This window comes from Citrobacter sp. C5_2, assembly GCF_014596845.2.
GTDB classification, from domain to species: domain Bacteria; phylum Pseudomonadota; class Gammaproteobacteria; order Enterobacterales; family Enterobacteriaceae; genus Citrobacter; species Citrobacter werkmanii.
Genome location: NZ_CP115032.1, coordinates 2,554,248 through 2,567,543 on the forward strand (window position 1 = coordinate 2,554,248; position 13,296 = coordinate 2,567,543).

A 13,296-nucleotide genomic window follows, 5' to 3' on the forward strand; every position below is an offset into this window, starting at 1 on the left:
GGATTTGTTACAACCGGGTAGCATCGCGCTGCCCGGTTGTTTTCAGGGAGGGTATCAGGACTTAAAGCCAGCAGCCGTCATCAGTAAACGAAAGAACATACCGACGGCGGCCAGGGCCAGCACGCTGCCGCCCCAGAGGATCACCAGCCACATCAGGCGTTTCCAGATTGATTGTTGCATCAATGATACCCCTCACCATGTTGAACTTTGCCGCGGAAAACGTAGTAGCTCCAGAAGGTATACACCAGGATTATCGGGATAATCAGTAGGGCGCCAACCAACATAAAGCCCTGACTTTGCGCAGGCGCTGCCGCCTGCCAGAGCGTAATGGACGGCGGAATGATATGCGGCCATATGCTGATCCCCAGACCGCTGAACCCAAGGAAGATCAATCCCAGCGTCAAAACAAAGGGCAGTGCATGGCTGTGCTGTTGGTCCAGCGAGCGCCACAACCACATGCTGATCAACACCACCAGCAGCGGAACCGGCATCAGGTACCACAGGTTAGGCAGGCTAAACCAGCGCTCGGCAATCGCACTGTGCGCCAGCGGCGTCCATAGGCTGATAATGGCGATAACAACCAGCATCGCCAGCAGCAGTTTTTTGGCCACGCGGCGCATTTTATCCTGCAACGGATTTTCGCTTTTCATCACCAGCCATGTTGCCCCCAGCAGGGCGTAAGCCACGACCAGGCCAACACCGCAGAACAGCGTGAATGGGGTCAGCCAGTCGAAAGGGCCGCCGCTGTAGCTGCGTCCGGTGACAGAAAATCCGTTAAGCACTGCACCTACTACGATGCCCTGAGTGAATGTCGCCAGAATTGAACCGCCGAGAAAAGCTTTATCCCAGAATGGTCGATGTGCCGGCGTGGCATTGAAGCGAAACTCAAAAGCGACGCCGCGAAAAATCAGGCCGAGCAGCATCAGGGTGAGTGGGATCGTCAGCGCATCGACAATCACCGCATAGGCCAGGGGGAAAGCGCCGAATAGTCCGGCTCCGCCCAGTACCAGCCACGTTTCATTGCCGTCCCACACGGGGGCGACGCTATTCACCATCACATCACGGTCATCCGCATCCTGAATTGCAGGAAACAAAATGCCGATACCGAGATCGAAACCGTCCATCACGATATACATCAACGTGGCGAACACGATAATGACAAACCAGATAACTGATAAATCGATACCCATTAGCGGTGAGCCTCCGGTTGAGAATCGAGAACTGCAGCAGAAAGCGGTCGTGCAGGCGTACCGGATGGCGGCGTTGACGGATCATGTTCCTGTGGCCCTTTACGGATCAGGCGGATCATGTAGCTGTAACCGACGCCAAATACGGAGCTGTACACCACAAAAAATGACAGCAAGCTGATGCTCATATGTAAATCGCCATGCGCGGAAACGGCATCCGCGGTACGTTGCAGACCGTAGACCACCCACGGTTGACGGCCAACTTCAGTGGTTACCCAGCCAGCCAGAATGGCAATCAGACCGGAGGGACCCATCCATAATGCAAAACGCAGGAAAGGACGTGAGGTGTATAGCCGCTGCTTGTAACGTAGCCGCAGGGCGATCGCGCCCAGCAGGATCATCAGCATGCCTAGCCCTGCCATAATACGAAACGACCAGAACACCATGGTTGAATTGGGCCGGTCTTCTTTAGGAAACTCTTTCAGGGCCGGGACTTGTTTATCCAGACTGTGGGTCAGGATCAGACTGCCCAGCGCCGGGATTTCCAGTCCATAGCGGGTACGCTCCTGTTCCATATCCGGCCAGCCGAACAGTAATAGCGGAGTGGGTTCACCGGGCGGATTTTCCCAGTGTCCTTCAATCGCCGCAATTTTTGCCGGCTGGTGTTTCAGCGTATTCAAACCGTGCATATCACCAATCAATGCCTGGAGCGGGGCGACGATTAATGTCATCCACAGCGCCATCGAAAACATAGCGCGAATAGCCGGCGTATTGTTTCCGCGCAGCAAATGCCACGCCGCAGAAGCGGCGACAAATAACGCGCTGCTGAGGAAGGCGGCAACGGACATATGCAGCAAACGATAAGGGAATGAAGGATTGAAAATAACAGCGAACCAGTCGACGGGAACAACCTGACCATTAACGATTTCGTAGCCTTGCGGCGTCTGCATCCAGCTGTTGGAGGCGAGGATCCAGAAGGTAGAAATAATGGTACCCAACGCAACCATACAGGTCGCGAAGAAGTGCAGGCCTGGCCCCACGCGATTCCAGCCGAACAGCATTACGCCCAAGAAACCCGCTTCGAGGAAAAAGGCGGTTAATACTTCATAGGTCAGCAGCGGTCCGGTGATGCTCCCGGCGAACTCGGAAAAACCACTCCAGTTGGTGCCGAATTGATAGGCCATCACCAGCCCGGAAACCACACCCATACCAAAGTTGACGGCGAATATTTTCGACCAGAAATGATATAGCGAGCGCCAGGTGGGATTTTTCGTTTTTAGCCACAGCCCTTCGAGCACTGCCAGATAACTGGCGAGGCCGATGGTAATGGCCGGAAAGATAATGTGGAAGGATACCGTAAACGCGAACTGGATCCTCGCCAGGTGAAACGCGTCAAGACCGAACATGCTTAACTCCGCAGGCAAAATTGATTTGGCGCAATTCTAAGCCTGGGAAGCAATGGAGGGCAGAAACAGAACAGTTCTTTTTAACCATAACAGTTGTCGCTCTGTTATAGGTTGTCCTGGCTGATATGAAATCTGGAAGCTGGATTCCTGTTATTAAATAGCGTCCTCCCCACGCTAGTGATTTTGCGTTATTAATAGCAACACAATCAAAAAAGTAATCATAAATGCTTACTTTGTGTATATAATAGACGACAGGGAGGCGCAGTGAAGCAAAGTGAGTTCAGACGCTGGCTTGAATCTCAGGGAGTTAAAGTTACAAACGGCTCAAATCATCTGAAGTTGAGGTATCAGGGAAGGCGTAGCGTTATGCCCAGGCATCCTGTTGATGAGATAAAAGAGGCCCTGCGAAAAGCGATCCAAAAGCAGCCTGGCTTACAGTAATCATCATCTCTATAAGGCTGACTATATGAGAAATTTTGAGAAAATTATGCGTTATCCCGTTAATCTAATACCCGCCGTGGAAGGTGGGTTCATGGTGTCTTTTCCGGATATTCCTGAAGCATTGACTCAGGGAGAAACTCGCCATGATGCTTTGCAGGCTGCGCAGGCCGCATTGGTCACCGCTTTTGAATTCTATTTCGACGATAACGAACCGATTCCTTTGCCTTCAGCGGTTGTCGCTGGCGCTGACTATGTGGAAATACCACTGAGCGTTGCGTCTAAGGTTCTGTTGTTAAATGCCTTCCTTGAATCGAATATTACCCAGCAGGAGTTGGCAAACAGGATCGGCAGGCCTAAGCAGGAAATCACCCGTTTATTCGATTTAAAGCACGCGACAAAAATTGATGCTGTGCAGATAGCTGCCCGCGCTTTAGGAAAAGAACTGTCGGTAACGATGTTGTAAAACTGTTAACTATAACAGTTATAAAAAATGTCTTGATTATGTAAACTGATATATATAGTGGTTGTCACCAACACCGGTAATCAGGACGAAAGATGAAAAAGTACCAGCGACTGGCAGAGCAAATTCGCGATCAAATCGCGTCTGGCGTATGGCAACCCGGCGATCGTCTGCCTTCATTGCGTGAGCAGGTGGTCAGTAGCGGGATGAGTTTTATGACCGTTGGCCACGCATATCAGTTGTTGGAAAGCCAGGGGCGGATTATTGCCCGCCCCCAGTCGGGTTATTATGTTGCCGCGCGCCCTGAACGTCATTCTGCAGCACCTCAGGTGCAGGTGATGCGCGACGAAGCGGTGGATATCAACACCTACATTTTTGATATGCTGCAGGCCAGCCGGGATGCGTCAGTAATGCCATTTGCCTCTGCATTCCCTGACCCGCGTCTGTTTCCCCTTCAGCAGTTAAACCGCTCGCTGGCGCAGGTGAGTAAAACGGCCACGGCTATGAGCGTGATTGAAAACCTGCCGCCGGGGAATCATGAATTGCGCCATGCCATTGCCCGTCGCTATGCCCAACAGGGAATGACCATTTCACCTGACGAAATTGTGATCACCACCGGTGCGCTTGAAGCTCTCAACCTGAGTCTGCAGGCGGTCACTGAACCGGGGGACTGGGTGATTGTCGAAAACCCCTGTTTCTATGGCGCATTGCAGGCACTGGAGCGATTACGTCTGAAGGCGCTGTCTGTTGCCACTGATGTCAAAGAGGGGATCGATCTGGCCGCGCTGGAGCAGGCGTTGCAGGAGTACCCGGTAAAAGCGTGCTGGTTGATGACCAATAGCCAAAATCCGCTGGGGTTTACGCTCAGCGCAGAGAAAAAAGCGCATCTGGTTGCATTACTGGAAAAATATCATGTGATGCTGATTGAAGATGATGTTTATAGCGAACTTTACTTTGGCCGGGAAAAACCGCTCCCCGCTAAAGCCTGGGATCGCAGCGATAGCGTTCTGCATTGTTCATCATTTTCAAAATGCCTGGTGCCCGGATTTCGCATTGGCTGGGTGTCGGCAGGGAAACATGCCCGGCGCATTCAACGACTCCAGCTAATGAGCACCTTATCTACCAGTTCTCCCATGCAGCTTGCACTCGTCGACTATCTGTCAACACGACGCTATGACGCGCATTTGCGTCGTTTACGCCGTCAGCTTGCGGAACGCAAACAGCAGGCCTGGCAAACGCTACTGCGCCATCTTCCGGCGGAGGTCAAAATTCACCACAACGACAGCGGCTATTTTCTGTGGCTCGAACTGCCGGAACCGCTGGATGCGGGAGAGCTCAGTACGCAAGCGCTGGCGCACCACATCAGCATTGCACCGGGAAAAATGTTCTCAACCTCGGGGAGCTGGACACGTTTCTTTCGCTTTAATACCGCATGGCATTGGGGAGAACGCGAGGAACTGGCGGTGAAACAGCTTGGAAAATTAATTCGCGACATGATGAAATAAAATGTAACGCGCTATTCAATATAAAAGAATAGTGCGTTCTTATTTTCGAAATAGAGAATACCGAACCCTGATGTTATTTATATCGGGTGCTACCATACAAAAAATCAATAGTTCTAACTATTGCCACCTCTGCACCTAACTCCTTGTCTATACTCCAGAAGATTAAAACACCCAGTCTGCATCAGTAGCGTAATGAGCGTTAGCTCACAACCTGATTAAATTTCCTTGCGCCAGCAGGAACGCTTAGCACACCCCGACTATTTTTAGGAAAGGACATATATTTACGGCAAGGCTGCCGCTCAATATTTTTTAGACAGGAGCAAGATGTTATGAGCAAGCAATTTGCCCTCAGTAGCCTGTGTGCGCTCAGTATGACGCTGATGACTGCACAGGCAGCCGAACCCCCGACATTATTAGATAAACCAGAAGGCCGCCTGGATATTATTGCCTGGCCGGGTTATATCGAACGCGGACAAACCGATAAACAATATGACTGGGTCTCGCAGTTTGAGAAAGATACCGGCTGCGCGGTCAATGTGAAAACGGCGGCCACATCGGATGAGATGGTCAGCCTGATGGCAAAAGGCGGCTACGACCTGGTGACCGCGTCCGGTGACGCTTCACTGCGTCTGATTATGGGTAAACGCGTGCAGCCGATTAACACCGCGCTGATCCCAAACTGGAAAACTATCGATCCACGCGTGGTGAAAGGCGAGTGGTTTAACGTTGGCGGAAAAGTGTACGGCACCCCGTATCAGTGGGGACCAAACTTGCTGATGTATAACACCAAAACCTTCCCAACGCCGCCGGATAGCTGGAACGTGGTGTTTGTTGAGCAAAAACTCGAGGATGGAAAAAGCAATAAAGGACGTGTGCAGGCCTATGATGGTCCGATCTATATTGCCGATGCCGCGTTATTCGTTAAAGCCACCCAGCCGCAATTAGGCATCACCGATCCCTACCAACTCACCGAACAACAGTACCAGGCGGTTATCAAAGTCCTGAGCGATCAACATGCGCTAATCCATCGCTATTGGCACGATACCACTGTGCAAATGAGTGACTTCAAAAACGAAGGCGTGGTGGCATCCAGCGCCTGGCCTTATCAGGCTAACGCCCTGAAAGCCGAAGGGCAGCCTGTTGCCACGGTATTCCCAAAAGAAGGGGTTACCGGCTGGGCTGACACCACCATGCTGCACAGTGCAGCGAAACACCCGGTGTGCGCTTACAAATGGATGAACTGGTCATTAACCCCGAAAGTACAGGGCGACGTAGCGGCCTGGTTTGGTTCTCTGCCAGTGGTGCCTGAAGGATGTAAAGCCAGCCCACTGCTGGGTGAAAAGGGCTGTGAAACCAACGGTTATAGCTACTTTGACAAAATCGCTTTCTGGAAAACGCCAATTGCGGAAGGCGGAAAATTCGTTCCTTACAGTCGCTGGACGCAGGATTACATCGCCATTATGGGCGGTCGTTAATTCCGCTGGGGGTTTTATGACGTACGCAGTAGAGTTTCATAACGTCTCGCGTCTGTACGGGGATGTTCGTGCAGTTGATGGAGTGAGTATTGCGATTAACGACGGGGAGTTTTTCTCAATGCTGGGGCCATCCGGCTCCGGCAAGACCACCTGCCTGCGTCTGATTGCCGGGTTCGAGCAGCTTTCAGGCGGCGCAATCACCATTTTTGGAAAACAGGCCAGCGAATTGCCCCCCTGGGAGCGGGACGTCAATACGGTATTTCAGGATTACGCGCTATTCCCACATATGTCGATCCTCGACAACGTCGCTTACGGGCTGATGGTCAAAGGGATTGATAAAAAACAGCGTCACGCCAAAGCCCGTGAGGCGCTTGATAAAGTCGCACTCGGTTTTGTTCATGAGCGCAAACCGTCACAGCTTTCCGGCGGACAACGTCAGCGCGTGGCGATTGCCAGGGCGCTGGTCAATGAACCGCGCGTTCTGCTGTTGGATGAGCCGCTCGGGGCGTTGGATCTTAAGTTGCGCGAACAGATGCAATTAGAGCTGAAGAAGTTACAGCAATCTCTCGGTATCACCTTCATTTTTGTCACTCACGATCAGGGCGAAGCGCTGTCGATGTCTGACCGTGTGGCGGTGTTTAATAACGGTCGTATCGAACAGGTGGATTCTCCGCGTGAACTGTACATGCGTCCACGGACACCGTTTGTGGCGAGCTTCGTCGGGACGTCCAATGTCTTTGATGCCGCGATGTCAGCGAACGTTTGCGGGCTACAGGGAATGTTTTCCCTGCGTCCGGAACACATTCGGTTGAATGATGTCGGGGGAGAAGTCCAGGCTCCGGGCGTTATCCAGGCGGTGCAGTACCAGGGCGCGGCGACACGGTTTGAACTGAAACTGGCTGGCGGTGAAAAATTACTGGTGAGCCAGGCGAACCTGACGGGAGAAATGCTGCCGTCAACGCTGTCGCCGGGTCAGCAGGTGATGGCATCGTGGTCACGCGACGTGATGGTGCCGTTGGTTGAGGAGAGGTGAATGGCTATGAACGTCTTACATTCGCCATCGCAACCGACAAATCTGAACAAGATTTCCGGTTTCTTCTGGCGTAACCCGGGGCTGGGGCTGTTTTTACTGCTTCTCGGGCCGCTGATGTGGTTTGGCATCGTCTACTTTGGCTCACTGCTGACGCTGTTGTGGCAAGGTTTTTATACCTTCGACGATTTCACCATGTCGGTCACGCCGGACCTGACGCTGGCGAATCTGCAGGCGCTGTTTAATCCCGCCAACTACGACATCATTTTACGTACTCTGACGATGGCGATAGCGGTCACCATTGCCAGCGCGATTCTGGCGTTTCCGATGGCGTGGTATATGGCGCGCTATACCAGCGGCAAAATGAAAGCCTTTTTTTACATTGCGGTGATGCTGCCGATGTGGGCCAGTTACATTGTTAAAGCCTACGCGTGGACGTTACTGTTGGCGAAAGACGGTGTGGCGCAGTGGTTTTTAACCCATCTTGGGCTGGAGCCGCTGCTGCTTTCGTTCCTGACGCTACCTGCTGTCGGCGGCAATACGTTGTCGACCTCAGGGTTAGGGCGCTTTCTGGTGTTCGTTTACATCTGGTTGCCGTTTATGATCCTCCCGGTACAGGCCGCATTGGAGAGGCTTCCGCCGTCACTGTTACAGGCTTCCGCTGATTTGGGCGCGCGCCCGCGTCAAACCTTCCGCTATGTGGTTCTTCCGCTGGCAATACCCGGTATCGCGGCGGGATCTATCTTTACTTTCTCTCTGACGTTGGGCGATTTTATCGTGCCGCAACTGGTGGGACCGCTGGGGTATTTCATCGGCAACATGGTGTATTCGCAACAAGGGGCGATCGGCAATATGCCGATGGCGGCGGCATTTACTCTGGTGCCGATTGTGTTAATCGCACTGTATCTGGCGTTCGTGAAGCGTCTGGGAGCTTTCGATGCACTCTGAACGCGCACCCTGGTTACTCAAACTGGCGGCATGGGGCGGGGTTATTTTCCTGCACTTTCCCATCCTCATCATCGCCACCTATGCTTTTAATACTGAGGAGGCTGCTTTTAGTTTTCCACCGCAGGGGTTGACGCTGAAGTGGTTTAGCGTTGCGGCGCAGCGTAGCGATATTCTGGAGTCTGTGACGTTGTCACTTAAAATCGCTGCGTTGTCGACGGCTATTGCTCTCGTTCTGGGGACGCTGGCCGCTGCCGCGCTGTGGCGCAGGGACTTTTTTGGCAAGAGTGCAATATCGCTGTTGCTGCTGTTGCCAATCGCGTTACCGGGGATCATCACCGGTCTGGCGCTGTTGACGGCGTTTAAAACCATCAACCTGGAACCGGGTTTTCTCACGATCGTGGTGGGGCATGCGACGTTTTGCGTGGTGGTGGTATTTAACAACGTTGTGGCGCGTTTTCGCCGTACCTCATGGAGTCTGGTTGAAGCGTCTATGGATCTTGGCGCCAACGGCTGGCAAACCTTTCGTTACGTGGTGCTGCCGAACCTGGCATCAGCACTGCTGGCGGGCGGAATGCTGGCGTTTGCCTTGTCATTTGATGAAATCATCGTGACAACGTTCACCGCCGGACATGAAAGAACACTTCCTTTGTGGCTGCTCAATCAACTGGGTCGTCCACGGGATGTGCCTGTCACCAACGTTGTGGCATTGCTGGTAATGCTGGTGACTACACTGCCAATTTTAGGGGCCTGGTGGCTAACGCGTGAAGGCGACACTCTCGCCGGAAACGGTAAATAAACGACGATATGGGAAATTGCTATGCAACATCAATTACTGATTAATGGCGAGCTGGTCAACGGTGAAGGTGAAAAGCAGCCAGTCTATAACCCTGCAACTGGTGAATGCATTCTGGAGATTGCCGAGGCCTCAGCCACGCAGGTTGATGCCGCGGTCCGTGCGGCCGACAGTGCCTTTGCCAGTTGGGGACAAACCACACCGAAAGTACGTTCCGAGTTACTGCTGAAACTGGCGGATGCTATCGCGGATAACGCGCAAACCTTCGCTGAGCTGGAATCGCTCAACTGCGGTAAGCCGCTGCACTGTGTGCTCAACGATGAAATTCCGGCCATCGTCGATGTTTTCCGCTTCTTCGCCGGGGCGGCCCGCACCCTGCAAGGACAGGCCGCCGGAGAGTATCTGGAAGGGCATACGTCAATGATTCGCCGGGATCCGCTGGGCGTGGTCGCCTCCATTGCGCCGTGGAACTACCCGCTGATGATGGCGGCGTGGAAACTGGCTCCGGCGCTGGCGGCGGGGAACTGCGTGGTGATTAAACCGTCGGAAATTACCCCATTGACGGCGCTTAAACTGGCCGAGTTTGCCAAAGATATTTATCCGGCAGGCGTTGTCAACGTGCTGTTTGGCCGTGGAAAAACCGTGGGCGATCCGCTGACCGGACATGAAAAGGTCCGCATGGTTTCATTGACCGGCTCTATTGCCACTGGCGAACACATTATCCAGCATACCGCGTCTTCAATTAAGCGCACACATATGGAACTGGGCGGCAAAGCCCCGGTCATCATTTTTGATGATGCGGATCTGGATGCGGTAGTGAGCGGCGTGCGAACCTTTGGTTATTACAACGCCGGACAAGACTGTACCGCCGCTTGTCGAATCTATGCCCAGAAAGGCATTTATGACGCGTTGGTTGAGAAACTTGGCGCCGCGGTTGCCAGCCTGAAAATTGGCGCGCCGAACGACGAATCGACGGAACTGGGACCGGTAAGCTCGCAGGCACATCTTGATCGCGTGGCCAAAGCGGTCGATGAGGCCAAAGCCCTGGGGCATATCAAGGTTATCACCGGTGGTAAAAAAGTGGACGGCGCAGGCTACTACTTTGCCCCAACGCTGCTGGCCGGGGCGAAGCAAGAAGATGCCATCGTGCAGCGGGAAGTTTTTGGTCCGGTGGTCAGCGTGACCGTATTTGATGATGAAGACCAGGTGCTGGCGTGGGCGAATGATTCGAAATACGGACTGGCATCTTCTGTCTGGACCCGGGACGTCGGCCGCGCGCATCGGTTCAGTGCTCGTCTGCAATATGGTTGCACCTGGGTCAATACCCACTTCACGCTGGTCAGCGAGATGCCGCACGGTGGGCAAAAACAGTCTGGTTATGGCAAAGATATGTCGGTGTACGGGCTTGAGGATTACACGATTGTTCGCCATGTCATGATCAAGCATGAGTAACAATTTAGGCGTGAACACCTAATGAGGCACGGATAGCTAAAAATTAGCAAACGGGTCTCTATACTATTCGCGCCACTGGCCTCGTCGCCATCGGACGGCGGTAAGTTGGAAATATCCGCGAGGTCAGGCTAATTGATACGACAAAGCCCCAGCTTAACGCCGGGGCTTTGTGCTTTCAGGTATACCGTCCAGTTATCTGCGGCGGTAGCTGCAAAGCCAGGCAAGTAGCGCACAGACGCTCAGCACCAGCCCCAGTTGTTGCACCATGCCAGCCAATCCCAGCATCATTCCCAGCAACAGGTAATAGCTTAACCCGAACAAAGCACCAGCGGCCCCGGCTTGTTCATGATAGCGGCGCAGTGCCTGGCTCAATACATTGGGAATGGCGATACCATAGGCCAGTACCACCCCAAACACCGGTATCAGGATCCATGCAGTATGCTGTAGCCACCACGCCGCCAGGCCTGAGAACATGGCCAGCACACAGGCATGACGTACCAGCTGTTGCGGCGTCAGACCTGTCGTTAACAGACGCCGATTCAACAGGCTTCCCGACAGCGAAGCAAGCGCAAGTAACACCCCCGTCCAGCCAAAGGCTCTGGAACTCCATCCCAACTGCCTGAAAAGAAATGGCGCCAGACTGTAATAGCTAAACAGCATGGTATTTAACAGGGCGACCAGCATAGCATTTTTCCACAGCTCATCGTCCCGAGCCATGCGGGGCAGGAGCACAGCCATCCGCGGGCGGATCGTATTTTCCGGCCTTGTTTCCGGCAAACGGGTTGCTGTCAGTATGAGCAGTAATATCGCCAGCAAAACAAGAGCAACGAATACACCGATATGACCATACAGGCTTACCAGCCAACCTCCGCTTAGCAGGCCGAAAACCGGACTCAGGGCCAGCGCGGCGCCCATCAAAGAAAAGACGCGGGATAGCGTGGTTGATTCATAACAGTCCCTCAATATGGTTTGTACCACGACTGACCCGGCAGCCGCTCCGATGGCTGACACCATCCGCGCCAGCAGCAACACGTTGAAATTGGTGGCAACAATGGCCAATGCACAACCTGTGCCGTAGCAGATTAGTCCTGCCAGCATCGCCCGCCGTCGTCCGATACTGTCGCTCAGCCAGCCCCACATCGCCACACCGACGGCGAAGGCTACAAAGTAAACGGAGAGTGTTTGAGCTGCACGTTCACTGCTTATGTGAAAAGCGGTAGCGATACCTGGCAATGCCGGGCTGTAAATGGTTTCCACCAGTTGCGGAAACATTATCAGCAGAGTGAGCAGCCAAAGCGGCGGACGACGAAGAATATTCATAGCAATATCCGAAGAGACCGAAAACAGGCGGGAATTATTGCTGAAAGGGGATTGTCTTATTACTATTATCAGGACTTTATATATCAAATATCGGACAGATAATGAAAATTGCCCCCGATGAAATTTTCGATGCGGATAGCTTTGATAACCCGGTAATTGGGATTGCCGCCGATATGGGCGTACACGATTCCGGACGCCATAGCCACCTTCGTCATCAACTCCTTTTTTCGGCGGCGGGGAGCATCACGATTGAACTGGAGCAGGCCCTGTGCCTGCTGCCGCCACGGCGTGCGGTCTGGATCCCGGCCGGTACGGTTCATCGCGCCATCATGCGTGGCGTAATGGCTTATCGTTCTTTGTACTTTTCAACCTCGCTGCCGTTATCCGATCTGCCCATGCATATCGTCGAGGTTAATCCACTTTTTTTCGAAGTCATAGAACGCATGGCCTTTTGGTCATGGGATATGCCTGCGGTGCAACAGGCCAGCCTCATCACCGTTTTTTGTGAGGAATTGCGGGCCGCGCGTAGTGAAAACTGGACATTACAATTTCCCTCAGATCCACGGCTGGACGTATGGCTTGAGCAATTACGCATGGGCGCGTTGCCACCGCGACTGAATCAGTTGTCCCAACGGGTTGGGGCGTGTGAGAAGACCATCAGCCGGATCTTCATCAGAGATACCGGGATGAATTATCAGCACTGGCGGCAGCAATTTAGACTGTTAAAAGCCATGGAAATGCTGGCTGACGGGAGTCCTGGTAGTCAGGTGGCACAATATCTGGAATTTGTCAGTGACAGTGCTTTTATTGCATTTTTCCGTCAGCATACCGGCACCACGCCAGCCCGCTTTACAGGCAAATAATGCCGCAGAAGGATTAGGGATATTACATCCTAAGGATGATTTACCGGATGAAGGCAGAGTGGGAAGATCGTTGGCTAATGGCAGAGAGAAAACCCTCTCTGCCAGTGGACGCTGCAATTAATTCAGAAGAGTCACATCAAGCAAACCAGCCGAACCTTGCGGAAATCAGACTGAAAAGTCCTACAGCAGCAAATATATTTATCAGCACCACAGTTTTACTGGAAACATTCATTTGTGCCACCTTTCGTTTTAACCCCTATGGGTATAGTACGGGTTATAACTATCCGCAATAGTACGAATTCTGAACATAATGAAAACGGGTTGTTTTACCGCCGTTTCTCTTAAAATAATTAATAAAACTTGATGTGAGTCATGAAAAAGAGCATATTGCGCGCGATTTTACCTTCCGGCCAGGA

The 13,296-nt window shown here is 52.8% G+C and carries 13 protein-coding genes and 1 pseudogene; 9 read left to right on the forward strand and 5 right to left on the reverse strand.

From position 1 onward, the window contains the following. Positions 1–54 precede the first annotated feature (54 nt). Genes ICA20_RS12535 through ICA20_RS12545 form a run of 3 tightly spaced genes read right to left on the reverse strand, consistent with a single transcriptional unit; the run spans position 55 to position 2,593 of the window. Positions 55–180, reverse strand: a complete 126-nt coding sequence (locus tag ICA20_RS12535) for a DUF2474 domain-containing protein (RefSeq protein WP_064507023.1) — start codon at positions 178–180, stop codon at positions 55–57. Further along, a complete protein-coding gene (cydB, locus tag ICA20_RS12540; protein ID WP_038640742.1) occupies positions 180–1,190 on the reverse strand; it encodes a cytochrome d ubiquinol oxidase subunit II in 1,011 nt (336 codons plus the stop codon). Before cydB ends, ICA20_RS12535 begins: the two co-directional genes overlap by 1 nt. After that, a complete protein-coding gene (locus ICA20_RS12545) occupies positions 1,190–2,593 on the reverse strand; it encodes a cytochrome ubiquinol oxidase subunit I (protein ID WP_038640740.1) in 1,404 nt (467 codons plus the stop codon). Before ICA20_RS12545 ends, cydB begins: the two co-directional genes overlap by 1 nt. A gap of 264 nt (positions 2,594–2,857) precedes the next feature. Between ICA20_RS12545 and ICA20_RS12550 the strand changes: the two genes are divergently transcribed. The 8 genes from ICA20_RS12550 (at position 2,858) to patD (ending at position 10,697) form a co-directional block, all read left to right on the forward strand. Next, positions 2,858–3,034: a type II toxin-antitoxin system HicA family toxin gene (locus tag ICA20_RS12550; protein WP_038640738.1), complete on the forward strand. Its 177-nt coding sequence runs from the start codon at positions 2,858–2,860 to the stop codon at positions 3,032–3,034. Between the two features lie 46 nt (positions 3,035–3,080). Beyond that, positions 3,081–3,497 (forward strand): type II toxin-antitoxin system HicB family antitoxin, encoded by a 417-nt coding sequence (locus tag ICA20_RS12555; RefSeq protein WP_087856629.1) that lies wholly within the window; start codon positions 3,081–3,083, stop codon positions 3,495–3,497. Between the two features lie 92 nt (positions 3,498–3,589). Beyond that, the gene (locus ICA20_RS12560) at positions 3,590–4,999 is read left to right on the forward strand and encodes a PLP-dependent aminotransferase family protein (RefSeq protein WP_038640734.1); all 1,410 of its coding nucleotides are present in this window, start codon (positions 3,590–3,592) and stop codon (positions 4,997–4,999) included. Between the two features lie 329 nt (positions 5,000–5,328). Next, complete coding sequence (gene ydcS / locus ICA20_RS12565) at positions 5,329–6,474, forward strand: putative ABC transporter substrate-binding protein YdcS (protein ID WP_038640732.1); 1,146 nt, start codon at positions 5,329–5,331, stop codon at positions 6,472–6,474. Between the two features lie 16 nt (positions 6,475–6,490). Next, entirely contained in the window at positions 6,491–7,507 is a 1,017-nt protein-coding gene (locus ICA20_RS12570) for an ABC transporter ATP-binding protein (protein ID WP_038640730.1), read from the forward strand. Then, complete coding sequence (locus ICA20_RS12575) at positions 7,508–8,452, forward strand: ABC transporter permease (protein ID WP_038640728.1); 945 nt, start codon at positions 7,508–7,510, stop codon at positions 8,450–8,452. Continuing rightward, entirely contained in the window at positions 8,442–9,248 is an 807-nt protein-coding gene (locus ICA20_RS12580; protein WP_003020204.1) for an ABC transporter permease, read from the forward strand. Before ICA20_RS12575 ends, ICA20_RS12580 begins: the two co-directional genes overlap by 11 nt. Positions 9,249–9,269: 21 nt before the next feature. Further along, positions 9,270–10,697: an aminobutyraldehyde dehydrogenase gene (gene patD, locus ICA20_RS12585; protein WP_038640724.1), complete on the forward strand. Its 1,428-nt coding sequence runs from the start codon at positions 9,270–9,272 to the stop codon at positions 10,695–10,697. 192 nt (positions 10,698–10,889) lie between these two features. On the opposite strand, the gene ICA20_RS12590 is transcribed toward patD, so the two are convergent. Further along, positions 10,890–12,017 (reverse strand): multidrug effflux MFS transporter, encoded by a 1,128-nt coding sequence (locus tag ICA20_RS12590; protein ID WP_038640722.1) that lies wholly within the window; start codon positions 12,015–12,017, stop codon positions 10,890–10,892. 101 nt (positions 12,018–12,118) lie between these two features. Between ICA20_RS12590 and ICA20_RS12595 the strand changes: the two are divergent. Then, positions 12,119–12,897 (forward strand): annotated as a pseudogene (locus ICA20_RS12595) (helix-turn-helix transcriptional regulator). Positions 12,898–13,016: 119 nt separating this feature from the next. On the opposite strand, the gene yncL reads toward ICA20_RS12595, so the two are convergent. Continuing rightward, a complete protein-coding gene (gene yncL, locus ICA20_RS12600; protein ID WP_071524268.1) occupies positions 13,017–13,112 on the reverse strand; it encodes a stress response membrane protein YncL in 96 nt (31 codons plus the stop codon). Positions 13,113–13,296 lie beyond the last annotated feature (184 nt).

What these genes read in the sequence shown, in the direction of transcription:
- ICA20_RS12560 (WP_038640734.1), top strand. Translation starts at nt 3,590, where the DNA reads ATGAAAAAGTACCAGCGACTGGCAGAGCAAATTCGCGATCAAATCGCG.
- patD (WP_038640724.1), top strand. Translation starts at nt 9,270, where the DNA reads ATGCAACATCAATTACTGATTAATGGCGAGCTGGTCAACGGTGAAGGT.
- ICA20_RS12570 (WP_038640730.1), top strand. Translation starts at nt 6,491, where the DNA reads ATGACGTACGCAGTAGAGTTTCATAACGTCTCGCGTCTGTACGGGGAT.
- yncL (WP_071524268.1), bottom strand. Translation starts at nt 13,112, where the DNA reads ATGAATGTTTCCAGTAAAACTGTGGTGCTGATAAATATATTTGCTGCT.
- ydcS (WP_038640732.1), top strand. Translation starts at nt 5,329, where the DNA reads ATGAGCAAGCAATTTGCCCTCAGTAGCCTGTGTGCGCTCAGTATGACG.
- ICA20_RS12545 (WP_038640740.1), bottom strand. Translation starts at nt 2,593, where the DNA reads ATGTTCGGTCTTGACGCGTTTCACCTGGCGAGGATCCAGTTCGCGTTT.
- ICA20_RS12590 (WP_038640722.1), bottom strand. Translation starts at nt 12,017, where the DNA reads ATGAATATTCTTCGTCGTCCGCCGCTTTGGCTGCTCACTCTGCTGATA.
- cydB (WP_038640742.1), bottom strand. Translation starts at nt 1,190, where the DNA reads ATGGGTATCGATTTATCAGTTATCTGGTTTGTCATTATCGTGTTCGCC.
- ICA20_RS12580 (WP_003020204.1), top strand. Translation starts at nt 8,442, where the DNA reads ATGCACTCTGAACGCGCACCCTGGTTACTCAAACTGGCGGCATGGGGC.
- ICA20_RS12575 (WP_038640728.1), top strand. Translation starts at nt 7,508, where the DNA reads ATGGCTATGAACGTCTTACATTCGCCATCGCAACCGACAAATCTGAAC.
- ICA20_RS12535 (WP_064507023.1), bottom strand. Translation starts at nt 180, where the DNA reads ATGCAACAATCAATCTGGAAACGCCTGATGTGGCTGGTGATCCTCTGG.
- ICA20_RS12555 (WP_087856629.1), top strand. Translation starts at nt 3,081, where the DNA reads ATGCGTTATCCCGTTAATCTAATACCCGCCGTGGAAGGTGGGTTCATG.